Raw genomic sequence first — 26,156 nt, forward strand, 5'->3', positions numbered from 1 at the left:
AAGAGTAAGCTCTATTACAGCTATCGTAGTGGAAAATCCTTAGAAAAGCAGAGTGGTATAAGTGGAACACATTTTGTCAAGCCGAGGATCCACGGATTTTGCCGGAAGGTCGCTTTTTAAGTCCTAAGAGGGGCGCTGTTCTTGGCTTTGGGCAAACTGTTGCAGCCGCCGCAGCATCAGCAATTGTCCCAAGCCCAAGGGCAGGAGAGAGACGGCCTCTACCCGCAACTGCACCCAGCCGTTCCCCCACAGCCAGTCACAGTAGCCATCGGCTCCTCCCCACATCAGCAGGCGCAGCCGTTCCGGCAGCAGGGTTTCCACCTGGTGCATGATCGAGAGGGGGCCCCATTGGGCGGCAAAGGTGCTGCCCGGCTCCAGCCTTTCGGGAAGGGATCCCTGCAGTTGCTGGGGCCAGATCCACTGCTGCAGCAACCCCACTTCTGTCAGACAGCGCTGCATCGTCGATGCACTGGCCTCGACTTCAACCCGGATGGTGGATGATTGAAATGTTCCTAACATATCCGTTCCGCATGGGCGAGCTGGTGACCGGCACAACAGTCTGTGCCACGGTTCTCCCGGCGATGCCTGACTCTATTCTGGTCAATTTGTAGGGTTTGCCCACCCTTTCTCAGCAATCTTGTCTTTGAATCGTCCCCATTTGGTAGCTATCTTTGCCCAGAGCTTGGATGGAAAGATCGCAGCCCATCGAGCGCAGAGGCCCTCCTTCAGCAGCCCTGAGGACTATCGGCATTTGGAAACCCAAGCTGCTCAGCAACAGGCTTTGATCATGGGGGCAGCCACTCTGCGGGCCTACGGCACCAGTCTGCGTATTCGGGATCCCGAGTTGATCCAACGCAGAACTGCTCAGGGCCTCTCTCCCCAGCCCCTGACGATCATCTGCTCTGGCAGCGGAGATATTCCTGAGGATTTGCCGTTTTTTCGCCAGCCCCTCACCCGTTGGCTGTGGACAACTCCCAAGGGATCCCAAATTTGGCAGAACCGAACCGGCTTTGAGGATATCTGGGTGGCTGCCGATTGGGATCTGCCGGCACGGCTGGCCCGCCTGCGCAGCTTGGGCATTGAACGGGTGGGGTTGTTGGGCGGGGGGCGGCTTTTGGGGGCATTTCTGCAGGCAGGAGCCTTGGATGAGCTGTGGGTTACCCTCGCTCCGGTGCTGCTGAGTGGATATGCCGATGCGCCTGCCAGCATTGAGGGTTGGCAAGTGCAGGGATCCCTGCCCCAGTTGGAGCTGCTGGAATGCCGCCGCGGTTCCAAGGAGCTGTTTTTGCGCTACGGAGTTGAGTGGCCCTGAGAAATGCTCTATACAAACACAAAAATTTTTGGACAAATTCAGATTTCCCGGAAATCCACAGGTTTTCCCCAGGCTTTCCACAGGCGGGCGGGCTGTTTTCCACAGGGCCTTTCCCTCAGGGGGCGGCATCGGGGGTTTCTGTGGAAAAGTTGAGGTCGGTAAGGTTCAGGCGACTACACCCTGAGAAACGTAACGGGATCGCGCCATTTTTTCCCATCCCATCAAGGCCAATGGCAGGCTTTTGTCCGGTTGGATCCCTGACTTGGGATTGACATCCCCCATAGGGCAGAGGGCAGAATAGCCCCACCTGAGGGCGAGTGGTGTGGAGATTTTCCCGAGCGCTCTCCTTAGAAAGAAAAGACTTCATCTGTTCTACGGCCCACGACAGGCTTAGGAACAGTTGTGCATGCCCTCCCTCCCATCCGCCGGGATAGGGGCAAGCTATGAACCTATATTGCTTGCTTTTCTGCTTGCGAGCCTGCTGAGGCTCTTGGCCTATCTAGGTTGGGTTTTGATGTTGCGGGCTCGCTCTGTTCGGGCTGCCCAAGTTCTGGCTGTGGCCGCAGGTTTTGCGGGATGCCGTTTTCTCCCCTCTTGACCCCGAGTGAGTGGTTGGACTATGAGTTCTCACAGCGTTAGCATTTTGAGTGAAATTCCCGAGGAGCTGCATGACACCCTCCAAAACTACCTCTCCCGCCATCCCGACTGGGATCAGGATCGGGTGGTGACGGCAGCGCTCTCGTTATTCCTGCTCCAAAGCGGGGAGAGCGACCGGCGGGCGGCACGCATCTACTTGGACAGCCTGTTTCGCCGCAACTGAGCCCCAAGGATGGCCCGTGAAAACCGGGGCAGTGGGAACCTTTTGTTAGCCTGGGTAGGGATCCTGTCCCACCGCTGTCATTTGGACACTGGGGGGAGGGCGCTAAGAAGTGAAAGGGATCTCAAAAGAGGCAAAGACGTGCCACGGGGCTTTGGGCGAGGGAAAGACAATCGGCAAGCGGCTAAGTCACAGAATCCAGAGCGGGGATCCGAGATCCCATCCCCAGAGGCGGCTCTGACGTGGGTTCAACGCTACCGACAGGCGGGGGATCTGAAGACTGCTCTGCACCTCTGCCGGCAGCTTACCCGCACCCAGCCGCGTTTGTTCGCTGCTCAGGCGTTGCTGGGATCCCTTTATCTGCAGATGGGGGATCCCCGCCAAGCTTTGACCCCCTTGCAACTGGCTCTGCACCTGCGGGGGGATTGGGTGCCGGCCTGGCAGGATCTGGGCGATGCCTGGATGCAGCTTGGCAACCCAGAGGAAGCGGCGCGAGCCTACGAACAGGGCCTGGCCTTTGCGCCCGGTGATGGGCAATTGCTTTTCCGATTGGGCAGTTGTTGGCTCACCCTGGGGAAATTGGCCCAGGCAATTGAGGTGTTGCAACAGGCAGCAGCAGCCCAGCCTCCCCAGGTCTATGCCTTGGCAGCTTTGGGGAATGCCCTGATGCTCGATGGCCAAGCTGAGGAAGCCGAAAGCTGGTTTCGCCAAGCTCTCGCCCTTGCACCCCAGGAGGGGCGAATTCTCGTTAACCTCGGCCACTGCCTGCACCTGCAAGATCGCTTGGAGGAGGCCGCCGATTGTCTGCAACGGGCCATCTTGCTGCTGCCGAGGGATGCCCAGCCCCACAACAACTTGGGCACCATCCTGCAAGAACAAAACCGGCTGGAAGCGGCCATTGAAGCCTATCGGCGCGGCTTACAACTGGCCCCCCACTGGCCGGAGATCCACTACAACCTGGGCACGGCTTTGCTGACCCTGGGCCGCTACGAGGAGGGGTGGCGGGAATACGAATGGCGGCTGCAGCGACAAGAGGCGGCCTACCCGCGCTTTCTTTCGCCTCTGTGGACGGGATCCCCCCTGAGCCATCAGACCCTGCTGATCTACGCCGAACAAGGGTTGGGGGACACGATTCAGTTTGTGCGCTACTTGCCGCTGCTGGCCGAGGCCCATCCCCAAGCGCAAATCTGCCTTCGCTGCCAGGGATCCCTCGTGGAGCTGTTCAGAGGGTGCTTCCCCCTTCCCCAGGTGCAGGTGATCTCGGAAACGGATCCCTTGCCCTCTTTCGATTGCCATCTGCCCTTGCTCAGCTTGCCACAGCGGTTGGGTACCACCCTGGAGACGATCCCGGCCCGCATCCCCTATCTTGTCTATCCCGTTCATGCCGGCGGGCCGCAGATCCCTTTGAGCCTCTCCTGGCGGGAAGACTGGCCGGAGCTTTCCCAGGAGCGGATGAAGGTGGGGCTGGTGTGGGCCAGCGGTCGGCGTGCCCATCCTGAGCTCAACCGCGTGCAAAGGCTGAAAAGTTGCCCTCTGAATCTGTTGCTCCAACACTTGCATGGGCCTTCCATCCAGTGGGTTAGCCTGCAGGTGGGGGAAGATCTAAGGCCGCTGGGATCCCTATTGGAGCAGCACCAAGTGTTGGAGCTGGGATCCCGTTTCCGCAGTTTTGTCGATACAGCCGCAGCCGTTGCCCAGTTGGATCTGGTGATCAGCGTTGATACAGCCGTTGCTCATTTGGCCGGGGCGATGGGCAAGCCGGTATGGGTGCTGCTGCCCTTTGCCGCCGATTGGCGCTGGCTCCTCCATCGAGAAGATAGCCCCTGGTACCCTGGGGTGATGCGCTTGTTTCGACAAAACACACCGGGAGACTGGGTTGGCGTGCTGAGGCGAGTCCAGGTTGCCCTCGAAGAGAAGTTGCGAGGGATCCCCTCTCAAGACCGTGCCTGTTCCTCTCCCTGAACGATGCGCTGAAATAGATAGCCGGTGCCTCGGGCCGTCAGGATCAGCTCTGGGTTGCTGGGGTCATCCTCCAGCTTGGCCCGCAGCCGCGAAATGTGGACATCCACCACCCGCGTATCCACATGGCGCTCCGGGGTATAGCCCCACACCTCTTGCAAAATCTCGGAGCGGGAAAAAGGCTCCCCCGACCGACTGACCAACAACTCCAGCAGACTAAACTCCATCCCCGTCAGGCGAATGCGCTCGTCCCGTTTGTAGACCTGCCGCTTGTTGGTATCGATGCGAATATCCCCCACTTGAATCACCCCAGAACTGGGGATCCCATCGTGGGCCGACCGCGCCACCCGGCGCAACACCGACCGAATGCGAGCTTCCAGCTCCTTGGGCGAAAAGGGCTTGACCACATAGTCGTCTGCCCCCAGCTCCAGCCCTGTGATACGGTCGGCTACATCTCCCAGCGCCGTCAGCATGATGATGGGGATGTCCGATTCTTTGCGCAGCTCCTGGCAGACCCCATAGCCATCCAGCTTCGGCATCATCACATCCAGCACCACCAGGTCGGGATCCTGCTTGTGGAAAACCTCCAGCGCCTCCTCGCCGTCCGAAGCTGTGACCACGTCGTATCCGATCATGGACAGACGGGTTTCCAAAATGCGTCGAATGCTGGCCTCATCATCGACCACCAGAATCCGTTCCTTACGCTGTGCTTCCACGGTGCTGCAACTCCTGAACTTCTAACGGTACTCGGTAAAAGAGAGATCTGAAAAAGAACTAAGGTGGGCGCTATCTTGAGTTGGGCGGATGCAGGAACCTCAGGGGCTGCTCCTCAGTTGGGCAGACTCACCGAGGAAATTGAACACTCACAAGCAATCATCTGCAATTAACCAAAGCCGCACCCCAGGGATGCAGCTCCGGGAAACAAGCACCAAGCAGAAGGCCCTCTCAGCAGTCGATTCAATCTTGTTAAAAGCTCCAACTTCAATCCCACCTGATTATGCTGTCCAGTACCTGGTGCAAGGCACTCCTCCCCCCAAACCATTGCTCAAACCTGAGAGGCCTTCGTAAGAAGTTACTTTCCATAACCTAATTTATCATCCAAAATCGGCTGCCAACCCGCCTCGATGCTCTATTTTGCGGCTATTGGGCCGGACTTGATACATACCTTCACAACTTTTTCAGACCGATGCCCATTTTTCGGGATGTCCCTCAGGAAAAGCTGAGGATCCCTGGCCGTTTGCGGTGGGAACAGCGTAGCAACTGGCCAATAGCTCGGCGGAACGGATTTCTCGATCTGTATGATGCTCCAAAACACGCCGCAACAGACGTTCTGCCTCCAGCCAAGCAGCCAAAGGCAGGGAATCCTCCGGCAGAGGCAGTGTGGAGCTGGGCAGGGATCCCAAGGCACGTAAGGCAGAAGCGGAGACCCAGGCAATTGGGCTGGGCCGCTGGGCCACCCGGCAGGGATCACAGATCAAGCCACCCCATTGGGGGCTGAAAAAAACGCCGTCGACCAACCCCCCTTGACAGAAGTAGCAGGCTTGTACCTGAGGGGCAAACCCTGCCAACGCCAGGAGGTGATACAACCCATGGGTGAGCAAGGGCAGAACGGCCTGTTCCGAAGCAGCCCGCTCGATGCGTTCCAAGTGTTCGACCAACACCACAAACAGCTCTTCCTGGGCTTGATCGGGCAAGGCCAACAGCAAGGCCACCTCCGCCAAATACTGCGCTGCCGTGAGATGGGCTAAGCTGCGGCTGAGGCGGGGAAAAGTCTGGAGGGTTTCCGCTTGGACGATGCGCTGTAAACGCTGGGAGGTATCTGCTTGGGCAGACCAGCGCCCCCGCACAATCAGCAAGTCGTTGATGACAAAAGGCTCCATCCGCCCTCCCAGCTTGGAAGGCTGCTTACGGGATCCCTTGGCCACCGCCCGGATCAACCCTTGCTCGCGAGTCAAGATGGTAACAATCCGATCCGCCTCTCCCAGGGGGATCCCTTTGAGGTTGATGCCCGTAACCCGATAGGTGCGCCCACTCATGGGGTTCCTCTGGCTCGCAGCTCTTGCATCAGCTCCAGCCCCCAAGAGGTGCCAATACGGCTGGCCCCCGCCTGGATCATGGCCTCTGCTTGAGCCACCGTGCGAATGCCGCCCGACGCTTTCACCCCCACTTTGCCGCGGCTGAGTTGCCACAACAGTTGCACATCTGCCAGCGTCGCCCCCCCCATCCAGCCAGTGGAGGTCATCAGAAAAGCCGCCCCCGCATCGATACAAATCTCCCCGGCCAGCTTTTTCTCCTCCTCGGTCAGCAGAGCCGTTTCCAAAATGGCCTTGATGCAGACCCCCGTTTCTTCCACCAGTTGGGCAATCTCGGCATGGAGGCGATCCAGCTCTCCCGCCTTGAGCCAAGCCAAGTTGATGCGGACATCCAGCTCCCGGCACCCCTGCTCCACCGCCAGTTGGGCCTCGTAGAGCTTAGCCTCTGCAGTGGTTGTGCCCAGGGGAAACCCCACCACCGTGCTCACCTTGACCGGGGATCCATGCAGCCGCTCCACCACCCGCGGCACGTAGCAAGGAGGAACACAAAAAGTGGGGAAGCCATAGCGCAAGGCAATCTCACACCCCTCGTCAATCTGTTCTGGAGTAACCATCGGCAACAGCAGAGTATGGTCGATGTACTCCGCCAAATTGAGCGAGCTATCCGCTATGCCCTTGCGCTCCAGAGAGAGCATTGGTCGATCCCCCAGCACCCATCTTTACTCTAGCTTCAGCTAGAAATCGCAGGAGCCCCGCACTGTACCCGTAGGGTCAGTGCCGGGAGGAATGCGAGGTTACAATAGAACTATGACCCAAGTCCTGACCGTATCCTGCAAGCTCAAGGTGTCCCAGTCGCAAGCCGCCAAATTGGACGCGACTTTGGAGGCTTTTGGCCAAGCCTTGAACTGGGTCAACCAAAACACACCCGAGAAAGTCGCCAACGCCGTTAAGCTCCAGTCTCTGTGCTACCGCGAAATCCGTGCCCGGTTCGGCTTATCCAGTAACTTGGCTCAGCAGGTCTGCAGGCGGCTGGCCGGCGCCCGTAAAGTTGCCCAACAGAAAAACCGCCCCGTCAAAGCGTTCAAGGGTGGCTTCGCTACCTACGACGCTCGTATCTTTTCGTTCCGCGAGAAAGACTGGACGGTGTCGCTGACCACGGTGGAGGGTCGGGAGCGCTTTGAGCTGGCGATTGGCCGCTACCAGAGAGAACGGCTGGCGGGCTCCAATCCCAAATCTGCCACTCTGGTCAAGCGTAAAGACGGCTCCTACTCCATTCAAATCTGTGTGGAAGCGGAGCCATCCCCACCGCAACGCACGGGTAGAGTGCTGGGGGTGGACTTGGGAAGGACAGATATTGCCCATACGTCAGAAGGGGATAACTGGAATGGACAGCAGTTGAACCGAATCCGAGACCACTACTCCAAGCTGAGGGCGGCACTCCAACGCAAAGCCAGTAAGGGCACACGCAGTTCGCGGCGCAGATGCCGTCAACTGTTGCAACGGCTGTCTGGCAAGGAGAGACGCTTTCAGTCGCGTCAGCGTTGCGTAGCAAAAACGTGGGTCAATCATCGCATCTCCAAAGCTATTGTCTCTAGGGCAAAGACCACAAACAGCGCTATTGCCCTGGAAGACTTGACAGGGATACGGGAAAGGGTCAATCAACAACCCCGCAGCAAAACCGAAAGGCGCAGGGCCAACAGTTGGGCGTTCTACCAACTACGTCAGTTTCTGGAGTACAAGGCGAGGGTTGCAGGGGTTTCTCTGATTCTTGTGCCGCCTGCTTACACGTCGCAGACCTGTCACAAGTGTTTACACATCCATCCCGATCCTGCGCAATCCTACCGCAGTGGTAAGTCGTTCAAGTGTGGGCACTGTGGATGGGAAGGGGATGCGGATTTGAATGGTGCGAATGTGATTGCGCTCTTGGGGGCTGTCGTAAACCAGCCTAGAGGTTCGGGCCTGTTTTGTTCTCTGGTAGGGCAGAGCAGGCTCAGGGCTACTGAAAGCCCGCTCCGTACCGCTTAGCGGTCGGAGTCGGGTAGTTTACGCACAAATGCGGGGCAAAGGTGCAGGCGCCGAGGTCACCTGCAGCAATCGGGGGATGCGGCTGCTGTCGTAGATGCGAAATTCTTTTTCCAAGATGGCTTTTTCGTCGCGCACCGCCTGGTTCAATACGATGGATCCCTCTGGATTGGAGACGGAACGGTGAAAAGTGCCGGGAGGAATGCGCAAAATGCCTCGGTTCGCTTCCAGGCGCACAATATGGAAGGGATCCCTCCAGCTAAAATTCACCAGGTAAAACGTCCGTCCGCCCCATAGAGCCAGTAGGTTGTCCTCTTGGTGTGGATGCATATAAAACTGCCAATAGCCCTGAGGATTATTGGGGGGACTGATGGCCGGCCCATCGTGGTAAACCAAATCGCGGGCGTTGGATCGCGCAACCGTGATGTCAAAAAAACGCACGCCGGGAGTATCTCGAAATTGATGGAATGGCAGCAGGGCAAACATGGATCTCGACATAGGGACACTTGACCAACGACAGGAAGATAAAGAGGTTTTCACACTGTTTCCCGCTGTTTCGCAGTGTGAAGGGGAAGCTATGTCGTAGTTTAGTCAGGTGCGGCGGAGGGTTCAAACCTGAGATAGCATCACATCTATGCGCAGATCGAATAGATGGGATCCATGAACATCTCGCAACTGCAAACCCTGGTGGCTGTGGTGGAGCGGGGAAATTTCAGCGATGCCGCTCTGCAATTGCACATTTCCCAGTCGGCGGTGAGCCGGGCCATTGCCAGCCTAGAGGAAGAATTGGGGGTGACTCTACTGGTGCGCGGTCGCTTTGGGGCGCGCCTGACGCCGGTGGGGGAGCGACTGCTGCGCCATGTTCGCAAAATGCTGCAACTGCGGGAACAAATGGATTATGAGGCCAACCTGGAAAAAGGGTTGCGGGGGGGAAATGTGCGAGTTGCCGCTTTTCGCAGTGCTGCAACCCATTTGCTGCCGCCGGTGATCGCCCGCTTCCGCCAACAATTTCCCCAGATTACCCTCACCCTTACAGAGGAAGATCCGGCCACTGTTGAACATCTGTTGCGATCGGGCCAGGTGGATATTGGTCTATTGCCTCTGCCGCGGGCTGGTGAGGATCTCCAGACGTGGGAGATTGCCCGCGATGAGTTCATTGTGTTGGTTCCGCTGAGTTTTGGGCCCCTGCCGGAAACCCTGACCTGGGAGGATCTTTCCCGTTTTTCCTACATTCTCTACAACTACGCCGAATGCACCACCGCGGTGCGGAACCACTGGGAAGCCGCTCACCAAACCCTCAAGGTGGCCTACTTGGTGAAGGAAGACTCCACCATTGTGAACATGGTGGCACAGGGTCTGGGGGCTGCCATCTTGCCCCGCTTGGCCGCCATTCCCATTCCCGAAGGGATCCAGATCCGCCGGCTGCCGATCCCACTGGAGCGGGTGATCGGGGCTGCCGTTCTGGCCTCTGCGCTGCACCCGCCTGCAGTATTTGCCTTCCTGGAAGCCTTGCGGGGAAACCCATCCCAGTTGCCAAGTTAACATTGCATCGGGAGTACAAGGCAGCTTTGTTGACACCACGCTCATCCATCCAGTGACGCAAGCATTGGTTGCGGACAAACTGGGCAGGGCCTCATCCAAGGCTTGGTATGGCGCTGGAGCGGCGTTGAGGAGTTTGGCTTCCCTGACCAGCATGGGTTTATTTCATTGCAGGTCTATATCATTAGGGCAAAAACTGTCCTGGAAGGACGGGGCTTTAGACCCAGTTTTTGGGTAACGCAGTGAAAATCGGCGGCCAATGTACGTTGGGGCAAGGCCAGCAGATCCTCCCCCGCCAATTTTTGAAAAGACTTGCCCACCCCAGTTACCTTGCCCTTCAAGTGCGATCACTACCCTATCTCCAATCGCGCCGAGGAGATAGAGTTCTCCAGCCGTTGAAAGGGGTGGCGGGAATTACAACGGTTTTTTGCCCAAACCACTTTCTATTGCCCAGCGGGCCAGTTCTGTGCGGTTGTGCAGGCCGGTTTTGCCCAGCATGTTGCTGACGTGGCTTTCAACGGTGCGCTGGCTCACCCCAAGAACTTCGGCAATCTCGCGGTTGGACAGGCCCCTGGCCACGTACTGGATCACCTTGGTTTCTGTTGGCGTCAGCTCAATTTCCCGATCCAGTTTTATGACCGGCTGAATGCCCACATTCTGCACTTGTAACAGGCGCTCGGTATGTTTGAGAGAAGATTCCACCTGCGCCACCAATTCTTCCGGCTCAAAGGGCTTGACCATGTAAACATCTGCCCCTGTGGTCAGGCCGCGCACCCGATCCGCCGTCTGCCCACGCGCCGACAGAAAAATCACAGGTATCCAGTCTGTAGCACTGTTGGAGCGAATGGTTTCCACAAAGGTATAGCCATCCATCTCCGGCATCATCACATCGCAGATGATCAGGTCTGGAGTGAAATGGCGCATCGCTTCCAACCCCTCCAGACCGTTGCTTGCCGCCACCACTTCGTAGCCGCGAAACTCTAGGTAGTCCTTGGCCAGCAGGATTAAGTTCGGATCGTCATCGATGAGCAACAGTCGCTTCGGGTTGTCCACAGCTCACCTTTTGAGTGCTAAAAAGTTGAGTGCTAAGAAGCTCTAGGGAAAAAACACAACCCCTCCTGCTTTGAGGATCTTCACCGCAGGAAAACAATCCGTAAGTGCCCGATTCTTGTTCGCTAGATCAGGCAGCAGTCCGTGATAACTGTGCCTTACCCCTAGTCTCTAGGATATCACACATGGAAGTGGAAGCACATACTTGGGAAACGTTGGCAATAGTATCTCTACGCAATTTAGGGACTTCAGTTGGTAACCTCATCCCAGGAACTTGGCAGAGCTGGCCTCTGCTTGAGACTCGCAGTACCCAATACATAGCCGTAATCTACCTGAGAACCCGTATCTCATCTATATGTCATATATCTATATGCTTAAGTACCCATGTATCTGACATCTGCTACCTGTTCATAGTGTCCGTATGTCTTCTGGCCGGGGTTTCCACGTAGGCAGGCGGGCAGAGCTGATGGAGAATGGAAGAAAGCCTGCGCTTTAACGACAGCCGACATGGGGAGAACGGGTGGAAAAGGGCACACTGGTGGAGTTTCGTTACAATAACGACCGTGTGTTGGCAGTGGTTCAGGGCACCGAGGGCAAGAAGAACCTACTGCTGGGGGTGCCTTCTGGGCAGGTTCACAGTGTTCACCCTCGCCAGATTACCTTTGCTTTGAACGGGGGATCCAGCTTCACGGCTTCCGACATTCCCGGCTTTTGGCAGGCGGTGCAAGCAAAGTTGGATCCCGAAAGCTTGGCGCTGGCCTGGGAACTGGTGCAGGAGGAGCGGCGGTCTCTGAGCTTGGCCGAAATGGCTCAGCTGTTGTTTTCTGATGATTCCCCGGTCTCCACCTATGCCGCCTACCGCCTCTTGAGCGAGGATCGCACCTACTTCAAGCAAAAGGGGGAAAGCTACGAACCCCGCACTCCGGCTCAGGTGAAGGAGATCCTCCATCAAATGGCCGTCGCCCAACAACGGCAGCAGGAACAAGCAGAGTTTGAGGCCCACCTGCGGGAGGCTCTGGCTCATCCCGGTCAAGGGTATCCCTGGACTCCTGCCGAACGGGCCCGTTTGGAGTTGCTGGAGCGCCTGGCCCTGCAGGGAGCAGCAGCAGCCATTCGCAGCCACGAGGATCTCTCTTCCAATCTCAACCCGTCGGATCGGGAACGGGCCTCGCAACTACTGGAGCTGATGGGGTTTCCTGACACTCCGCAGGGGGCTTTTGAAGCTTTGGTGGCCCTGGGCCTGTGGAGCCGCCACGAGAACCTGGCCCTGCGCCTCACCGGGATCCCAACCCAGTTCCCGAAGGCGGTGGAGCGATACACCCAAGCCCTGCTCAGCCAGCCTCCCTCTTTCTGGGATCCCCACCTGCGGCAGGATCTCACCCACCTCCACACCTACACCATCGATGATGCCAGCACCCGCGACATTGACGATGCCCTCAGCGTCGAGTTCTGGTCGGATGACGCGGTGAAGCTCTGGATCCACATCGCTGATCCCAGTTGTTGGGTGCAGTGGGGGGATCCCCTCGATTTGGAAGCCCGCAAGCGTGGCACCAGCGTCTATTTGCCGGAGCGGGTGATCCCGATGTTCCCACCGGAGTTGTCCACCGGCCCGATGAGCTTGGTGCAGGGAGAGGTGCGGCCTGCCCTTAGCTTTGGCATTCTACTGGGATCCGACGGCCAGATCCGGGATTCCGAAATTTGCCTCAGCCAGATCAAAGTCACCTACCGCCTCACCTACGAAGATGCCGATGAAATGTTGGAGTTGGGGGCAGAGGCTCAACTGACAGCCATTGCCCGGGCAGCCCAGTGGCGTTATGGGTGGCGCATGGCTCAGGGGGCCATTCAGATCGGCCTGCCGGAGCAAGATATCAAGGTCATCGACGAGATCCCCCACCTCCGGGTAATCGAGGATACTCCTGCGCGGCAGATGGTGGCGGAAATGATGGTGCTCACCGGCGAGGTGGCGGCTCGCTTCGCCAGCCAAAATGGGATCCCGGTGCCCTATCGTCTGCAGCCGGCTCCCGACTTACCCCCACCCGAAGTGCTGGATAGGTATCCCCAGGGGCCAGTTCGGTCTTTTGCCATCATGCGCTGTCTATCGCGGGCGGAAGTGGCCACCCAACCTGGGCGACATACGGGGCTGGGTCTCGATGCCTACTGTCAGGTTACCTCCCCGATTCGGCGCTACCTGGATTTGGTGGCCCATTACCAGATCAAGGCTTTCCTGCGTGGGGATCCCTTGCCGTTGACGGAGGCGGATGTGCAGCAGCTGCTGCTGGGGATTGAGCCGGGCACCGCTGAGGCCAACCAGGTGGAGCGGAAATCCAAGCGCTATTGGAGCATCGAATACCTGCGCCTGCGACCGGGGCAAACTTGGCGGGCCTTGGTCTTGGGCTACCTGCGCGAGCAGGAAAACTTGGTGCTGGCCATGCTGGATGAGATCGCCTTTCGGGTGCCGGTGCGCCTAGAACGCCAGATTCCTCTGGGGGCTTGGATCGAGTTGGAAGTTGTGCAGGCGGATCCCCGTGCGGACGTAATTGAGCTGCGCGAGGTGGGACGAGAGGCGGCCATGTGCGGATAGATGCACCTTAACCTGCTGCTCACCCAATCTGCGCGGATAGCTGATACAACAGAGGGGGGAGTCTCAAAAGTCTGGATCGTGAATTTTCTTTAGGGGGGATCCCATGACTGCACGACCTTCCGGCCCACCTCCAATCGTTTACATTCTTTTGTTCGCGATACTGGGAGGCGGCGGCTGGTATGCCTATCGTTCCGGCCTGTTGGACTCGCTGCTCAATCGCTCCACTCCCACCCAAGCAGGGATCCCGGTCGCCCAGCCCCAAGCCCCAACAGCGCCCAACCCCCCTCAGGCCCAGGTACCCAACCCGCCTGCCAACGCCGTTAATCTGGATACTTCTCTGCCCAACCCAGCAGTGCTCCAGATGGATGGCAGCGTCACGATGATCCGGCTCGTCTTGGCCCTGAAGGGAGGCTACACCCAGCGCAACCCCGGCATTCCCCTCGCCTATGGGATCCCGGATGGCAAGCCCAATGGATCCAATGCCGGCCTGAAGGCCCTGATGGAAGGTCGCATCCAGATGGCCGCTAGCTCCCGCCCCCTCAATGCCAGCGAAGTGCAGGCGGGTCTACAGGCGATCCCGGTGGCCAAAGATGCCCTGGCGGTGGCGGTGGGGGTGAACAACCCCTACAAAGGAGGACTGACGCTGCAGCAATTGGCCGATATCTTCCAGGGTCGGATCACCAATTGGAGCCAGGTGGGCGGCCCGGATCGGCGGATTCGGGTCCTCAATCGCGCCCCCCAGAGCGGCACCTACAGCGTTTTCCAAGAGCTGGTGTTATTGGGGTCGCCCTTTGCTCCCGATAACCCTCCCTACTTCACCACCGCCACAGAAGATGTCACCACCCCGCTGCTGCGGGCTTTGGGAGAAGATGGCATCACCTACAGCACTGTCGATCAGGTGCAAAACCAGCAAACGGTGCGGATTGTGCCCATCGACGGCCAGATGCCCACCCGTGAGGCCATCCAGAGGGGCAGCTACCCCTTGGCGCGGACTGTGTTTTTGGTGGCACCTCAAAGAACCAGCCCTGTGGTGGCCGACTTCATCAACTATGCTCTTTCGGATCAAGGCCAGCAAATCATTGGCCGCACTGAGTTCATCCCCCTCCGATAGCAACCCAAAAATAGCATCTGAGATAGCCGCCGACAGCAAGCGCAGCGATATCTCTGGGCTTTTCCAGAAGACGCCTTCCACCTGCTCCTATTCAAGGCACTTAGTCGTTTCAGGTTAGAGTAAGGCGCCTGAGCTATTGAGAAAAGCCTTTGGCCACGTGCGTTCAACGTTTTAGGGGTGGGTGCAGCGTCCTAGTTTGAATCCAAATGACCCTAGATGTTAGAGAGGGGGCCCTAATTTTCACCAAAGTTCAATTTTTCAGTTCTCTCGGCGCACAGCGCTCTCATGCCACTTGCCCAACACCCTGTCGGATAGAGCACTCAAGGAAATGAAGATCAGGATCCCCAAGCCGGTGACCAAGATCAAGGCCGCAAACATGCGGGGCACCTGCAGGTTGAAGCTGGAGATCAAGATCTGGTAAGCAATCCCGGCCCGTTGCCCACCGGTACCGGCAACAAACTCCGCCACCACCGCCCCAATCAAAGAGAGGCCACCGCTGATGCGCAGGCCCCCCATGAAATAGGGCATGGCACTGGGCAGCCGCAAGTAGATCAACGTTTGCCAGCGGTTGGCCTTGTACAGTTGGAACAGGTTGAGCAGGTTGTGATCGACGCTGTTCAGCCCCAGAGTGGTGTTGGAAAGAATCGGGAAAAAAGCCACAATCCAGGCGCACACCACCATCGCGGCAAAGGTGTTGTTGCGCAGCCAAATGATGATCAGCGGGGCGATGGAGACAATGGGCATCGTCTGTAAAATCACCGCATAGGGGAAAAAGCTGCGCTCAATCCACTTGCTCTGGGTGAACACAATCGCGACCAAAAGCCCCGACACTGTGGCAGCCAAAAAGGCCACCACCGTAATTTGCACAGTGATCAACAGGGAAGGAAAAAGCGTTCCCCAGTCGCGGATGAGGGTTTGCACCACCAAAATCGGCCCCGGCAAGAGGTAGTGGGGCACTCCCGTTACCCGCACCGCCACTTCCCAGCCCACCAAGAAGAGGATCCCGACGAGGACGGGGGCAATCACTTCCAGGTTGAACCAACGGCCCAGATTCAACCCCTTCGCGGGCACCCCTGAGCCGGCACTCGGTATGTCTGCCTCATCCGTGGGTTGGGGTCTGAGCTTTTCTTCAACCGCGCCGGTCAGCTTGGGCAGAGACCAATCTGGCCAATGGAGAGGCCAGCTCTCCCCCAAGCCAACAAGGGATCCCAGCCAACGGCGCCATGGCTCGAGAAGGTGGACAAACGGGTCGAACATATCGTGAAGTTGAGATACGCAATAGAGAGTCAAGGGAGCACTGTCAAGCAAGGGATCCCGTCAGCGCAAACGTCCGGCAGAGAGGGGGCGCAAATAAGGATCCTGAGCTGAGCCGTGCATGGCCTCGTGCAGACGGGCCGACACTTCACGGCAGTAGTTGTTGTAAAGGGAAGAGGTGCGAAAGTCTTCCGAGCGGGGATAGGGCGCATCGATGGGAATATCGGCTATCACCCGCCCTGGGCGAGCCGCCATCACCACCACGCGGTTGGACAGGTAGACGGCCTCGTAAATGTTGTGGGTAACAAAGATCACCGTCCAGCGCTTTTCTTGCCACAGCTCCAACAGGTCGCTGTTCAACTTGCTGCGGGTGATTTCATCCAGAGCTCCGAAGGGTTCATCCATCAGCAACACCTGCGGCTTGGTTACCAGGGCGCGAGCAATGGAAACCCGCATGCGCATGCCGCCCGATAGCTCGCGGGGAAAACTGCGCTCAAACCCCCGCAGGCCCACCAGTTGCAGAGCTTCCAAGACATCTCGATCGGCTTTTGGCTTGGGCTCACCTGCCAACTTCAAGGGCAGACGCACATTGTCCATCACCGTTGCCCAAGGCATAAGGGCCGGTTCCTGAAACACAAAGGCCAACTTGGGTTCCCCTTGGAGAGCATCCTTCTCAAGATTTTGCCCCCATTCGATAAAGCCTGTGGTCAGATGCCCCAGACCTGCCACCAACCGTAGCACTGTGCTTTTCCCACAGCCGGATGGCCCCACCAAGCTAACGAACTGCCCTTCTTGGATGGTCATATTCATGTCCTGCAAAGCCACCGTGCCATTGGAATAGACCTTGCTGACATGGTTGAGGGTGATGACAGGGGTGGGCATGGCTGGCAACTCCCGGAGCAGAGGAAGCACACACTTTCAAAATAACCCTCTCTGCCGCCTCTGCTTGGTAGGCGTAACTACAACTCTTTCCCTCAGAACCGGTTTCCAGAGAGTTTCTCACGGAAAGCTTGCGATGACCCAAATCGGAGCAGCAAGTCGGTATGATGTTGCCGACCACCCTCTGGCCAAGGAACACATGGGATCCCTATTTAAACCGGTTGCAGGTGCTGTTACAGCCCCGCGAGGATTTCGAGCCGCTGGAGTGGCCGCTGGCCTCAAGCCCTCAGGAGCTGCGGATCTGGCTTTGATCGTTTCCGAGTGCGATGCGGTTGGGGCAGGCGTTTTTACCACCAATCAGGTCAAAGCAGCCTGTGTCACCTACAACCAAGGGATCCTCGCCCAACAGCAGCCGGTGCGGGCCATCCTCTGCAATGCCGGGCAAGCCAATGCCTGTACCGGCGAAGAAGGGGAGCGCAACAATGCCCAACTGGCCCTCTGGGTGGGAGAACGGTTGGGGATCCCGGCCCATCAGGTGCTCACGGCCTCCACAGGGGTCATCGGGCGACAACTGGAAATGCCGAAAATCCAAGCAGCCCTGCCTGGCCTTATCGACAGCCTCTCTCCAGAGGGGGGGGAGAGCGCCGCCCGCGCCATCATCACCACCGACTTGGTGACCAAAAGCGTTGCCCTGCAGGCCGAGATCGACGGGTACACCGTCAGGGTCGGGGGCATTGCCAAGGGATCCGGCATGATCCACCCCAACTTGGCCACGATGCTGGCTTTTTTAACCTGCGACGCGGCTGTGGATCCCCGCCTGTGGCAGCAGATCCTCAAGCAAGCTGCCGACCTCAGCTTTAACCAAATCACGGTGGATGGGGATACCAGCACCAACGACATGCTCTTGGCTCTGGCCAACGGCCAAAGTGGGATCCCAACCCTGCAAGCCGGCACAGAAGCTGCCCAGACTTTGGCGGAGATGGTCAACCAAGTTTGCATTCATCTGGCTAAGGCCATTGCCCGCGATGGGGAAGGAGCTACCAAGCTGCTGGAAATTCGGGTGTGTGGGGCTGTGGATGATGGGGCAGCCCGGCATATGGCCCGTGTGATCGCCAGCTCTCCCTTGGTGAAGGCGGCAGCTTTTGGCAACGATCCCAACTGGGGACGGGTGGCAGCCGCCGCCGGCCGAGCCGGGATCCCTTTTGACAGCCGCCGGTTGGATATTCGTCTGGGGGATTTTCTGCTCATGCAGGCGGGAATGCCCCTGGCTTTCGATCGCAAGGCAGCCTCTGAGTACTTGAAAGGGGATCCGGTGACCTTTACCGTGGATCTCCATCAGGGATCCGGCCAGGGCGTGGCCTGGGGCTGCGATCTCAGCTACGATTACGTGCGCATCAACGCCGAATACACCACCTAACGGGGGATCCCAACCATGACCACCGAATCGAACGCAAATAACGGCTTTTCTACCGAAGCCCAAGCGGCTCTGGCCAAGGAAGCGAGGCTTTCCCTATCCGGTTGGCAGCAAGAGGTGAGTCGAGGCTTAGCCTTGGTTTCATGCCACCAACATCCGCAACGCACCGGCCCACAACCTGGTGCAACTGGGCATTGGCGGCTGGCAAGTGCCACGGCAAGGGGTGAAGGTGTGCCGGGAGCGGGCCACCCACATCCTCACCGTTACCGACATCACCGAAATGGGCTTGGATGCAGCCGCCGATTTCGCCCTCGAAAAAGCCCTAGACGGCACCGATTGTGTGTACATCAGCTTCGATATCGACTGCATCGATGCCGGCTTTGTACCCGGTACAGGCTGGCCAGAGCCGGGTGGGCTGCTGCCGCGGGAAGCGCTCTACTTGCTCAAGCGCATTGTGCGGGAAGCACCGATCTGTGGCCTGGAGGTGGTGGAAGTCTCTCCCCCCTACGACATTAGCGATATCACAGCTCTAATGGCCACCCGAGTTATTTGCGATACGCTGGCCCATTTGGTGGTATCTGGGCAGCTGCCGCGCCGAGAGAAGCCCGCCTACATCCACCCGGAGGCGACGCCAGAAATGGCCGGCGACTGGAGGTAAGAGATGCACGAGACCGACATGACCCGCGCCTTGATCCAAACACTACGTGACTGGTGGCAAAGTCAGCCGGGACAGCCTCAGATCGCTCGGGTGCACCTGGTGGTAGGACAGTTCACCTGTGTAGAGCCGGCCAGCCTAACCTTTGCCTATGCTGCACAAACCCAGGGTACTTTCCTACAGGGATCCCAGTTGGTCATCCGGGAAACGCCGCTCATTGCCTATTGCCATCCCTGCGGCCAAGAATACAAGCCAGAAATAGGCCGGCGCTATGCTTGCCCCAACTGTGGATCCCCGATGGAAGAGATTCGCTCGGGCCGAGAGCTGAAAATTGACTACATCGAAATTGACTACATCGAATGTTCAACAAACTTCACCCCACCGGCGCAACCAGAAGTCGCCTAGGCCGCTCCAAAGCTAAGTCCCAGAAGGACAGCCGCTCCCAAGCTGAGGATGAACATCAAGCCGGCAGGCATTAACGTTCGGGTTTTGCGGTAGCGCAGGGCGAATACGATAGATCCCAGCACTGTCGTCCCCAGGCCCAAGCCCAGCCCCCAGCGGGGATCCACCCCCAGCAGCCCATAGCTGACTCCGCTGAGGGCGGCCCCAACCAGCCCCCCGATGGGAGACTTGGAGCTTTTGCCTTTGCTATAGCCGATTGCTCCGCCCACCAAAAGCAGTGCCCCGTAGACCAGCAAGGTGATTTGTGCGGCCAGCATGATGGGAAAACCTTGTCCTCTCTAGGTTTAATCCACGAGGATATCGCGAATCAAGGGCAAGCGAATGCTGATGTAGCGATTGAGAATTGAGGCATCGACACTGCTGAGGGCGTGTTTTTTCTGACAGGCGCTCAGAAGCAGGTTCACCAAGTCATCGTCACGCTTTGTGAGCCAATCTGGCCTGCCAATCTCGCTGACCAAAGACCAAAACTGGCGTACCATTTCAGGAGTCATGGCATCCATTTTGTGGAGATAGGGGCTGAACTGCAAAAGAATGGTCTAGGCCATCGATTCGATTCTAGAAAAAAGACCTCATCCCCGAGGACAATATTTCAACTCCGTCACAACTTAGGATAAGATGTTATGCTTTCCCACAAAGCTCAGCAAGCAGTGCCCCTTCTGGCTTTGTGAGGATCTTAGGAAGGTAAACTGGCAACTCCTGACATATATCAACATTAGGCGTTAAAAAACGATGATTCCTGTCAAAATCTCGACATCAGCATCAGAAGGTTCACAAGCCCCCTTATCCAAGCTGTAAGACAGGGAATCTGGGCGAGCAGGGGCTAGCGCAAGGCGTACTGTAACCTATAGGCTCCTTCTTCTCGTGGCTTATGGGTGTTGGCCCGCAGGGTATAAGTGCCGGTGCGGGGCAGAAAGGCAATCATCAGAGCATCGGTTCCACCCCCTTGGTCATCATCCCAAGCCCTGACTTCTCCACTGGGATCCAGCAGCTGCAAAAAGGCATCGAAATCGGAGCTGGTCATGGAAGCGATCAGGATCTGGCCGGCGCGGGCGGCAATGGGATATTCGTCCATCCAACTGCCATCCTCGGGATGCTGAAGGGATCCCTCCTGCAGACGGCCCGATAGGCTTTCCTGCCAATCTACCTGGGTGAGGATATAGGTGAGCCGGTAGTTGCCGGTGGATTCCGGCTCAAAGCTGGTGGCCCGCAGGGTATAGGTGCCTCCCTCCGGCAGACGCACTGCCAACAGGGCATTCACATCCAGGCCAGAGTCATCGTCAAAGCCAATCACCCGCCCTTGACCGTCCACCAGCTCCAGATAAGCATCAAAATCTTCGCTCTCTAGGGCCGCAATCAAAATCTGTCCCGGCTCAGCGGTGACGGGGATCCCATCCCAAAAGCTGCCGTACTGTCGGCTGACTTGATCTCCCACCTCCAGCGCTCCCGCCACGGTTTGGCTGCCTCTCCACAGAGCAGAACGGGTCAGCGCAGATCCCACCGGCAAGCCTCTCTCTCCCACCCGATCCAGCAGCCGACAGCCGCCGGCCAACCCCAATGCCACCAGAGCCAGAGTCAAACGGGATCCCCAACGGCGAGGAGACACGCAAGAACGGTACAAGCTCAGCATCAAAAGGGATCCCTTTCTAAAGAATGGCAACTGTAGACTGATCCTACCCCCTGATTGATTGAGCGAAAAGTTGGCCAGAGACGACAACTTCTGCCGAACTTCATGCTGAGTTTTGAGGTTGTTGGCCTGCCCCTTCCTTGCTTTTCCAGCCGAGAGCATACTGGTCTACAGGGCCTCCCAAGCTTGCAAGACGGCTTCTAGGGCCAGCCGCCCATGGTAGAGATGGGTTCCCCCCTGCAAGTAGACGGTGTAGGGATCCCGCATCGGCCCATCGGCAGAGAGTTCTGCACTGCTCCCGGCAATAAAGGTGCCTGCTGCCATCACCACCGGGTCTGCATAACCGGGCATCACCTCCGGAACTGGGGTGAGGTAGGAATCCACAGGAGAACTGTTTTGAATGGCGTGGCAAAAGGCCTGCAGCTTTTGCGGGGATCCCAATTGAATGGCCTGGATGATATCGGTGCGAGGAGCTTGAGGCAGAGGCGAGACCGGGTAGCCCAGATCAGAAAACACCTGCGCCGCCAGATGGGCGATCTTCACCGCTTCGGCCACCATCTGCGGGGCCAAGAACAAGCCTTGAAACAGAAGGCGGTTGAGATCTAGAGTTGCCCCCCCCTCCGAACCAATGCCCGGAGCCGTTAACCGACAAGCGGCTTGCTCCACCAGCTCTGCCCGCCCGGCCACATAGCCCCCTGCGGGAACGAGGGTGCCCCCCGGATTTTTGATCAGGGATCCGGCAATCAGATCTGCGCCCACATGGGTTGGCTCCTGGGTTTCCACAAATTCGCCGTAGCAATTGTCCACAAAAACCACAACTTCGGGGTTTTGCGCTTTGACCATTTGGATCATCTCGGCAATCTGGGCAATGGAAAAGCTGGGCCGCCAATCGTAGCCGCAGGAGCGCTGAATGTGAACCAAGCGGGTTTGCGGTCTGAGGGCGGTTTTCAGGGCCTGCCAATCGACAGTTCCCTCCCGCAAATCCAACTGGCGGTAACCGATGCCGAACTCCCGTAGGGATCCCCGCCCGGAACCCCGCAGGCCGATAACCTCCTCAAGGGTGTCGTAAGGGGGGCCGGTAATCGCCAGCAGCTCATCCCCCGGACGCAGCACCCCAAACAAAGCACAGGCAATGGCATGGGTACCAGACACCATCTGCAGCCGCACCACTGCTGCCTCACAGCCCATAATCTGGGCAAACACCCGATCCAAAACCTGCCGCCCCTGGTCGTCGTGGCCATACCCCGACACCCCGGCAAAGTGATGGGATCCCACCCGCTGGTCGCGAAAGGCCCGCAGCACCCGCGCCAGGTTCTCTCTGAGGGTCTTCTCCACCGCCTGAAACTGCTCCTGTAGAGCCTCTTCTGCTCTGTCTAAAAGCTCTGCCGCCTTCAACGGGATCCCTCCGCCCACCCAGTCTGCCCCACCTTTTGCACACCAAGCTGGTTTCGAGGGTAGCATTTCAGCCACCCCGGAAAGAGTTGGCCTTCTCCCCACCGCTCCTCAAGGTGACTGCAGCGGCAGAACCGAGTTCCAAGTTCTTATGTACTTATGTAGCTCTCCGATAGAAACCTTACAGCATGGAACAGTGAACAACAGGCTTGTCAAAGCTAATACCGACAACAACACCATCTCTCAAGTCGAAAGCCTCATATTGATAAAAAATCGATAAAAAGCTTAATTTATATCAATATCCCTTCATTTTTGCTGTCAATGGCTATCCAATCAAGATGCTGCTAGGCTGTAGGATAATACCAACATACCCTGGAGGAAAGCTGAAGCATCTGGATTGCCGAGCTTATGGGCAATACGGCCCACGTTTAGTCTCTCAAAAACAGGTCAGAGTTAGAGACATTGTTTAACCAACTCAGAATCCAGCTCAGGAAGATTTTTAGCAGGCTAGATCTGTCTATGGGTTTGATGATAGATTTGGCTTTTGACTGAGGAACTTGCAACTTAAACTCTAAAAAACCTTTCCCAAAGACACTCAACACAGCCAATAGAAGTGCATGTCTTGCAGGGCGGGGATCCCGCTTCTCTACAGAGCTCCTGCGATTCGGGAAAATCTGGAATTCAACATCTCTGAAACATTAAGAGAGCCTAAATTTATTCTTAACCTCTGGCAGAGATCCTTGAGCGAGATGTTAACCTAGACTTAACCCAAGAGGTTAGTGCCACTCCCAAAGCCGATCTGCTCACCCTTGATGACAGGGCTCCATTTTTGCCAATTAAAGGGCTGACGTCGCCTGTGAGCTGGGATCGCTTTCCAGAGTTAGAGGGATCCCAGGTGGGGATGAGGCGCTATCTCAGGTATAAACCGACATGACTGGGAGAGTCCTCATGACTAAGCTTGTGATCCAAGGGAAAAACGTCGAGATTACCGACGCCATCCGCAGCTACGTTCAAGAAAAAATTGAGCGTGCTGTCAGTCATTTTGCCCAGATCACCAGTGAGGTTGATGTCAATCTATCGGTAGCCCGCAACCCCCGTATCAGTGCCAGCCAATCTGCCGAAGTGACCGTCTACGCCAATGGCACCGTGATCCGGGCGGAAGAAAGCAGCGAAAACCTCTATGCCAGCATCGACCGTGTGGCCGACAAGCTGGCCCGCAAGTTGCGCAAATACAAAGAACGGAACGGCATTCACCGCGTCCGCCACACCCCCAAAACCTCCGTGGCAGTGGCCCAGCAGCCCGTCACCGATCCGCTAAATACGGAACGGCAAGCGGAGTTACCCGCAGAGGTGGTGCGCACCAAATACTTCGCCATGCCACCCATGACGGTTCAGGAAGCGTTGCACCAGTTGGAGCTGGTGGATCACGACTTCTACGTTTTCCGCAATATCGAAAATGGCGAGATCAACGTTATCTACGTCCGCAACCATGGCGGCTATGGCCTGATCCGCCCCCGCTAAGGCTTGGTGAAGATGCGTGGTGAGCTCTCCTCCCAACTTACTTCTCCAGGATCCAGCGGCACTTTCTATCTGTTGCTACAGCTCACCGATTCTGCCCTGCCGATTGGGGCTTATTCCCACTCCTGGGGCTTGGAAGCTGCCGTTCAAGCGGGTCAACTTCGCGATCGGGCTGGGGTGCAGCAGTACCTGTTGGGGGTTTTGCACATGGGCTTAGCCCCCACCGAGGGCAGAGCCTGTGCCTTGGCCCATCGTCTATCCCGATTGGGATCCGAGTCGGGAGTGGAGAAGCTGCAGCAACAGCTGCAAGCAACCCGTTGGGCGGCAGAGCCGCGCCAAGCCAGCCTAGATTTGGGGAAACGCCTAGCTCAACTGGCAGAACGCACCTGGGGAATCTCTGTCCCCAAGGCAGAGGGGGATCCACTGCATCATTCCGTGGTGTTTGGCTGGATCTGCGCTCAGGCGGGCATTGGGTTGGAAGATACCCTGCGTGCCTTCTTGTTCTCCTCCCTCACTGGGCTGGTCTCGGCAGCGGTGCGTCTGGTACCTTTGGGGCATACCGAGGGGCAAAGCCTATTGGCTCAGTTGTACGAGCCCATCGAGGCAGTGGTACACCAAGAGATCCTGCCGGTTGTGAAGCGGGCCGAAAGGCCAAACCTCTCCCCCAGCTGGCCGGCTTTGGGCAGCTTCACCCTCCTACAAGAACGCGATTGTCAAGTCCACCAACAGCTCTATTCCCGCCTTTTTCAATCTTGAAAGCCGTCAACCCTCACCCCTAAACCCTTCTCCCAGAGGGAGAGGGGAGTTCAGCTAGAAATCGCAGGAGCCCCGCACTGTACCCGTAGGGTCACTGCCGGGAGGAATGCGCTTTGATGAAGTACAATGAACTTATGAGCCAAGTCCTGACCGTCTCCTGTAAGCTCAAGGCGTCCCAGTCACAAGCCGCCAAATTGGACGCGACTTTGGAGGCTTTTGGCCAAGCCTTGAACTGGGTCAACCAGAACACGCCGGAGAAGATCGTCAACGCGGTCAAACTGCAATCCCTTTGCTACTACGAGATTCGAGCCCGGTTTGGCTTGTCCAGTAACTTGGCTCAACAGGTGTGCAGACGGGTAGCGGGTTCCCGCAAAGTGGCTAAGCAGAAAAAGCGTCCCGTCAAGGAGTTTAAGAGCGGCTTTGTTACCTACGACGCTCGCATCTTTTCGTTCCGTCAAAAAGACTGGACGGTGTCGCTGACCACGGTTGAAGGGAGAGAACGCTTTGAACTGGCCATTGGCAACTACCAGCGTGGGATGCTGGCTGGTTCCAACCCCAAATCTGCCACCCTGGTCAAGCGCAAAGATGGCTCCTACTATATCCAGATTTGCGTAGAGAAAAAGCCACCCAAGCAACAAGATACCGACAAGGTGATCGGGGTGGACTTGGGGAGGACGGATATTGCCCATACGTCAGAGGGGGACAACTGGAATGGACAGCAGTTGAACAGAGTCCGAGACCACTACTCCCGACTGAGGGCGGTACTCCAACGCAAAGCCAGTAAGGGCACACGCAGTTCGCGGCGCAGATGCCGTCAACTGTTGCAACGGCTGTCTGGAAAGGAGAGACGCTTTCAAGTGTGGGTCAATCATCGCATCTCCAAAGCTATTGTCTCTAGGGCAAAAGCTACCAACAGCGCTATTGCTCTGGAAGACCTGACAGGGATCCGGGAAAGGGTCAATCAACAGCCACGCAGCAAAGCCGAGCGGCGTAGGACCAACAGTTGGGCGTTCTACCAACTACGTCAGTTTCTGGAGTACAAGGCGAGGGTTGCAGGGGTTTCTCTGATTCTTGTGCCGCCTGCCTACACGTCGCAGACCTGCCACCGGTGTTTGCATATCCATCCCGACCCTGCGCAATCCTACCGCAGTGGCAAGTCGTTCAAGTGTGGGCACTGTGGATGGGAAGGGGATGCGGATTTGAATGGTGCGAATGTGATTGCGCTCTTGGGGGCTGCCGTAAACCAGCCTAGAGGTTCGGGCCTGTTTTGTTCTCTGGTAGAGCAGAACAGGCTCAGGGCTACTGAAAGCCCGCTCCGTACCGCTTAGCGGTCGGAGCCGGGTAGTTTACGGCTTCGTCGTCCATCCAGGAAGGGGGTACAGGTCGGCATCCATAGCTGGAATCCGAGCCATCGTAGCTGCGGGGATCCCGCTGGTACTCCATCAAGGCTTGAAGGGTATCTCGGGGTGGAGTGGCACCGCGCAAGTCCTTCAAAGAGAGGGAAATGTTGGGAGCCGGCAAAGTGGCACCGCCCACATGACAATTCAAACAGGCGGACTGAAAACGATTTTTGCCGTCCGTGAGCTGCTCTGGGGTAAAGGTGAGGGTATGCCCTGCGGCATCTAGAGGCAATTCCACAGGGCCACTCACCCGCAAATACTGGTTCACGTAAGGATCAATGCGGGCAGCCACCGGACTGGCCAGCCCCAGCCACAACAAAGCTAGGATCCCGACCCAGGCCCAGAGGCGAGACGGGATCCGCCATCTCATAGGCAACT

The 26,156-nt window shown here is 57.5% G+C and carries 25 protein-coding genes and 1 pseudogene; 13 read left to right on the plus strand and 13 right to left on the minus strand.

Annotation, left to right across the window (positions count from 1 at the left end; all coding sequences use genetic code 11):
• Positions 1–123: 123 nt before the first annotated feature.
• Complete coding sequence (locus ACVWZF_RS03555) at positions 124–519, minus strand: hypothetical protein (RefSeq protein WP_457410853.1); 396 nt, start codon at positions 517–519, stop codon at positions 124–126.
• 124 nt (positions 520–643) lie between these two features.
• Between ACVWZF_RS03555 and ACVWZF_RS03560 the strand changes: the two genes are divergently transcribed.
• From ACVWZF_RS03560 to ACVWZF_RS03570, 3 genes are all read left to right on the plus strand, one after another.
• Positions 644–1,312 carry a RibD family protein gene (locus ACVWZF_RS03560; protein WP_414399463.1) on the plus strand — a complete coding sequence of 223 codons (669 nt, stop codon included), beginning with the start codon at positions 644–646 and terminating at the stop codon, positions 1,310–1,312.
• A 619-nt stretch (positions 1,313–1,931) separates the two neighbouring features.
• Positions 1,932–2,132 carry a DUF2811 domain-containing protein gene (locus ACVWZF_RS03565; RefSeq protein ID WP_041436785.1) on the plus strand — a complete coding sequence of 67 codons (201 nt, stop codon included), beginning with the start codon at positions 1,932–1,934 and terminating at the stop codon, positions 2,130–2,132.
• Positions 2,133–2,270: 138 nt separating this feature from the next.
• Positions 2,271–4,091 (plus strand): tetratricopeptide repeat protein, encoded by a 1,821-nt coding sequence (locus ACVWZF_RS03570; protein WP_457410854.1) that lies wholly within the window; start codon positions 2,271–2,273, stop codon positions 4,089–4,091.
• On the opposite strand, the gene rpaB is transcribed toward ACVWZF_RS03570, so the two are convergent.
• The 3 genes from rpaB to deoC all read right to left on the minus strand — a co-directional run bounded on the left by rpaB (position 4,064) and on the right by deoC (position 6,816).
• On the minus strand, positions 4,064–4,804 hold the full coding sequence (gene rpaB, locus ACVWZF_RS03575; RefSeq protein ID WP_011434119.1) for a response regulator transcription factor RpaB: 741 nt from the start codon (positions 4,802–4,804) through the stop codon (positions 4,064–4,066). The genes ACVWZF_RS03570 and rpaB overlap by 28 nt on opposite strands.
• A gap of 462 nt (positions 4,805–5,266) precedes the next feature.
• Positions 5,267–6,124: a DNA repair protein RecO gene (gene recO / locus ACVWZF_RS03580; protein WP_457410856.1), complete on the minus strand. Its 858-nt coding sequence runs from the start codon at positions 6,122–6,124 to the stop codon at positions 5,267–5,269.
• Positions 6,121–6,816 (minus strand): deoxyribose-phosphate aldolase, encoded by a 696-nt coding sequence (gene deoC, locus ACVWZF_RS03585; RefSeq protein WP_457410858.1) that lies wholly within the window; start codon positions 6,814–6,816, stop codon positions 6,121–6,123. The genes recO and deoC overlap by 4 nt, the downstream gene beginning before the upstream one ends.
• Positions 6,817–6,928: 112 nt before the next feature.
• On the opposite strand from deoC, the gene ACVWZF_RS03590 reads away from it, so the two are divergent.
• The gene (locus ACVWZF_RS03590) at positions 6,929–8,146 is read left to right on the plus strand and encodes an RNA-guided endonuclease InsQ/TnpB family protein (protein ID WP_457410860.1); all 1,218 of its coding nucleotides are present in this window, start codon (positions 6,929–6,931) and stop codon (positions 8,144–8,146) included.
• An 18-nt stretch (positions 8,147–8,164) separates the two neighbouring features.
• Here ACVWZF_RS03590 and ACVWZF_RS03595 read toward each other — a convergent pair whose 3' ends face one another.
• The gene (locus ACVWZF_RS03595; protein ID WP_011434115.1) at positions 8,165–8,629 is read right to left on the minus strand and encodes a hypothetical protein; all 465 of its coding nucleotides are present in this window, start codon (positions 8,627–8,629) and stop codon (positions 8,165–8,167) included.
• A 174-nt stretch (positions 8,630–8,803) separates the two neighbouring features.
• Here ACVWZF_RS03595 and ACVWZF_RS03600 point away from each other — a divergent pair, with 174 nt between their 5' ends.
• A complete protein-coding gene (locus ACVWZF_RS03600) occupies positions 8,804–9,685 on the plus strand; it encodes a LysR family transcriptional regulator (protein WP_011434114.1) in 882 nt (293 codons plus the stop codon).
• A 411-nt stretch (positions 9,686–10,096) separates the two neighbouring features.
• Here ACVWZF_RS03600 and ACVWZF_RS03605 read toward each other — a convergent pair whose 3' ends face one another.
• The gene (locus ACVWZF_RS03605; RefSeq protein ID WP_011434112.1) at positions 10,097–10,735 is read right to left on the minus strand and encodes a response regulator transcription factor; all 639 of its coding nucleotides are present in this window, start codon (positions 10,733–10,735) and stop codon (positions 10,097–10,099) included.
• A gap of 517 nt (positions 10,736–11,252) precedes the next feature.
• Between ACVWZF_RS03605 and ACVWZF_RS03610 the strand changes: the two genes are divergently transcribed.
• Together ACVWZF_RS03610 and ACVWZF_RS03615 are read left to right on the plus strand one after the other, a co-directional pair.
• Positions 11,253–13,313, plus strand: coding sequence for a ribonuclease catalytic domain-containing protein (locus ACVWZF_RS03610; RefSeq protein WP_011434111.1), 2,061 nt, complete (start codon positions 11,253–11,255; stop codon positions 13,311–13,313).
• Positions 13,314–13,416: 103 nt separating this feature from the next.
• The gene (locus tag ACVWZF_RS03615) at positions 13,417–14,424 is read left to right on the plus strand and encodes a phosphate ABC transporter substrate-binding protein (RefSeq protein ID WP_011434110.1); all 1,008 of its coding nucleotides are present in this window, start codon (positions 13,417–13,419) and stop codon (positions 14,422–14,424) included.
• A 258-nt stretch (positions 14,425–14,682) separates the two neighbouring features.
• On the opposite strand, the gene ACVWZF_RS03620 is transcribed toward ACVWZF_RS03615, so the two are convergent.
• The gene (locus ACVWZF_RS03620) at positions 14,683–15,480 is read right to left on the minus strand and encodes an ABC transporter permease (protein ID WP_011434109.1); all 798 of its coding nucleotides are present in this window, start codon (positions 15,478–15,480) and stop codon (positions 14,683–14,685) included.
• A gap of 261 nt (positions 15,481–15,741) precedes the next feature.
• Complete coding sequence (locus ACVWZF_RS03625; RefSeq protein WP_011434108.1) at positions 15,742–16,560, minus strand: ABC transporter ATP-binding protein; 819 nt, start codon at positions 16,558–16,560, stop codon at positions 15,742–15,744.
• A gap of 196 nt (positions 16,561–16,756) precedes the next feature.
• Between ACVWZF_RS03625 and argJ the strand changes: the two genes are divergently transcribed.
• The 3 genes and pseudogenes from argJ to hypA all read left to right on the plus strand — a co-directional run bounded on the left by argJ (position 16,757) and on the right by hypA (position 19,031).
• A complete protein-coding gene (gene argJ / locus ACVWZF_RS03630; RefSeq protein WP_457410896.1) occupies positions 16,757–17,974 on the plus strand; it encodes a bifunctional glutamate N-acetyltransferase/amino-acid acetyltransferase ArgJ in 1,218 nt (405 codons plus the stop codon).
• Positions 17,975–18,104: 130 nt separating this feature from the next.
• A pseudogene (locus ACVWZF_RS03635) lies at positions 18,105–18,629 on the plus strand (arginase family protein); the annotation flags it as partial.
• Between the two features lie 3 nt (positions 18,630–18,632).
• Positions 18,633–19,031, plus strand: a complete 399-nt coding sequence (gene hypA, locus ACVWZF_RS03640; RefSeq protein ID WP_011434106.1) for a hydrogenase maturation nickel metallochaperone HypA — start codon at positions 18,633–18,635, stop codon at positions 19,029–19,031.
• Here hypA and ACVWZF_RS03645 read toward each other — a convergent pair.
• The 4 genes from ACVWZF_RS03645 to ACVWZF_RS03660 form a co-directional block, all read right to left on the minus strand.
• Positions 19,028–19,345: a TMEM14 family protein gene (locus tag ACVWZF_RS03645; protein ID WP_457410861.1), complete on the minus strand. Its 318-nt coding sequence runs from the start codon at positions 19,343–19,345 to the stop codon at positions 19,028–19,030. The two genes, hypA and ACVWZF_RS03645, sit on opposite strands and share 4 nt — an antisense overlap.
• A gap of 27 nt (positions 19,346–19,372) precedes the next feature.
• Positions 19,373–19,579 carry a hypothetical protein gene (locus ACVWZF_RS03650; protein ID WP_238376795.1) on the minus strand — a complete coding sequence of 69 codons (207 nt, stop codon included), beginning with the start codon at positions 19,577–19,579 and terminating at the stop codon, positions 19,373–19,375.
• Positions 19,580–19,908: 329 nt separating this feature from the next.
• Positions 19,909–20,715, minus strand: coding sequence for a PPC domain-containing protein (locus ACVWZF_RS03655; RefSeq protein ID WP_457410862.1), 807 nt, complete (start codon positions 20,713–20,715; stop codon positions 19,909–19,911).
• 165 nt (positions 20,716–20,880) lie between these two features.
• Entirely contained in the window at positions 20,881–22,107 is a 1,227-nt protein-coding gene (locus tag ACVWZF_RS03660) for a methionine gamma-lyase family protein (RefSeq protein WP_457410897.1), read from the minus strand.
• 945 nt (positions 22,108–23,052) lie between these two features.
• On the opposite strand from ACVWZF_RS03660, the gene hpf reads away from it, so the two are divergent.
• The 3 genes from hpf to ACVWZF_RS03675 all read left to right on the plus strand — a co-directional run bounded on the left by hpf (position 23,053) and on the right by ACVWZF_RS03675 (position 25,706).
• Positions 23,053–23,625: a ribosome hibernation-promoting factor, HPF/YfiA family gene (hpf, locus tag ACVWZF_RS03665; protein WP_011434101.1), complete on the plus strand. Its 573-nt coding sequence runs from the start codon at positions 23,053–23,055 to the stop codon at positions 23,623–23,625.
• A 12-nt stretch (positions 23,626–23,637) separates the two neighbouring features.
• Positions 23,638–24,378, plus strand: coding sequence for an urease accessory protein UreF (locus ACVWZF_RS03670; protein WP_148202769.1), 741 nt, complete (start codon positions 23,638–23,640; stop codon positions 24,376–24,378).
• A 134-nt stretch (positions 24,379–24,512) separates the two neighbouring features.
• A complete protein-coding gene (locus ACVWZF_RS03675; RefSeq protein ID WP_011434099.1) occupies positions 24,513–25,706 on the plus strand; it encodes an RNA-guided endonuclease InsQ/TnpB family protein in 1,194 nt (397 codons plus the stop codon).
• Here the strand turns inward: ACVWZF_RS03675 and psbV2 are convergent.
• Positions 25,678–26,148 carry a photosystem II cytochrome PsbV2 gene (gene psbV2 / locus ACVWZF_RS03680; RefSeq protein ID WP_238376794.1) on the minus strand — a complete coding sequence of 157 codons (471 nt, stop codon included), beginning with the start codon at positions 26,146–26,148 and terminating at the stop codon, positions 25,678–25,680. The two genes, ACVWZF_RS03675 and psbV2, sit on opposite strands and share 29 nt — an antisense overlap.
• Positions 26,149–26,156 lie beyond the last annotated feature (8 nt).

It is taken from the genome of Thermostichus sp. OS-CIW-30, assembly GCF_054060215.1.

Excerpts from the sequence above, each read along its gene's own strand:
- ACVWZF_RS03675 (WP_011434099.1), top strand. The coding sequence starts at position 24,513 with ATGAGCCAAGTCCTGACCGTCTCCTGTAAGCTCAAGGCGTCCCAGTCA.
- psbV2 (WP_238376794.1), bottom strand. The coding sequence starts at position 26,148 with ATGAGATGGCGGATCCCGTCTCGCCTCTGGGCCTGGGTCGGGATCCTA.
- ACVWZF_RS03670 (WP_148202769.1), top strand. The coding sequence starts at position 23,638 with ATGCGTGGTGAGCTCTCCTCCCAACTTACTTCTCCAGGATCCAGCGGC.
- ACVWZF_RS03625 (WP_011434108.1), bottom strand. The coding sequence starts at position 16,560 with ATGCCCACCCCTGTCATCACCCTCAACCATGTCAGCAAGGTCTATTCC.
- hpf (WP_011434101.1), top strand. The coding sequence starts at position 23,053 with ATGACTAAGCTTGTGATCCAAGGGAAAAACGTCGAGATTACCGACGCC.
- ACVWZF_RS03565 (WP_041436785.1), top strand. The coding sequence starts at position 1,932 with ATGAGTTCTCACAGCGTTAGCATTTTGAGTGAAATTCCCGAGGAGCTG.
- ACVWZF_RS03595 (WP_011434115.1), bottom strand. The coding sequence starts at position 8,629 with ATGTTTGCCCTGCTGCCATTCCATCAATTTCGAGATACTCCCGGCGTG.
- ACVWZF_RS03615 (WP_011434110.1), top strand. The coding sequence starts at position 13,417 with ATGACTGCACGACCTTCCGGCCCACCTCCAATCGTTTACATTCTTTTG.
- ACVWZF_RS03645 (WP_457410861.1), bottom strand. The coding sequence starts at position 19,345 with ATGCTGGCCGCACAAATCACCTTGCTGGTCTACGGGGCACTGCTTTTG.
- deoC (WP_457410858.1), bottom strand. The coding sequence starts at position 6,816 with ATGCTCTCTCTGGAGCGCAAGGGCATAGCGGATAGCTCGCTCAATTTG.
- hypA (WP_011434106.1), top strand. The coding sequence starts at position 18,633 with ATGCACGAGACCGACATGACCCGCGCCTTGATCCAAACACTACGTGAC.
- ACVWZF_RS03650 (WP_238376795.1), bottom strand. The coding sequence starts at position 19,579 with ATGACTCCTGAAATGGTACGCCAGTTTTGGTCTTTGGTCAGCGAGATT.
- ACVWZF_RS03600 (WP_011434114.1), top strand. The coding sequence starts at position 8,804 with ATGAACATCTCGCAACTGCAAACCCTGGTGGCTGTGGTGGAGCGGGGA.
- ACVWZF_RS03655 (WP_457410862.1), bottom strand. The coding sequence starts at position 20,715 with ATGCTGAGCTTGTACCGTTCTTGCGTGTCTCCTCGCCGTTGGGGATCC.
- ACVWZF_RS03555 (WP_457410853.1), bottom strand. The coding sequence starts at position 519 with ATGTTAGGAACATTTCAATCATCCACCATCCGGGTTGAAGTCGAGGCC.
- ACVWZF_RS03590 (WP_457410860.1), top strand. The coding sequence starts at position 6,929 with ATGACCCAAGTCCTGACCGTATCCTGCAAGCTCAAGGTGTCCCAGTCG.
- recO (WP_457410856.1), bottom strand. The coding sequence starts at position 6,124 with ATGAGTGGGCGCACCTATCGGGTTACGGGCATCAACCTCAAAGGGATC.
- argJ (WP_457410896.1), top strand. The coding sequence starts at position 16,757 with ATGGGATCCCTATTTAAACCGGTTGCAGGTGCTGTTACAGCCCCGCGA.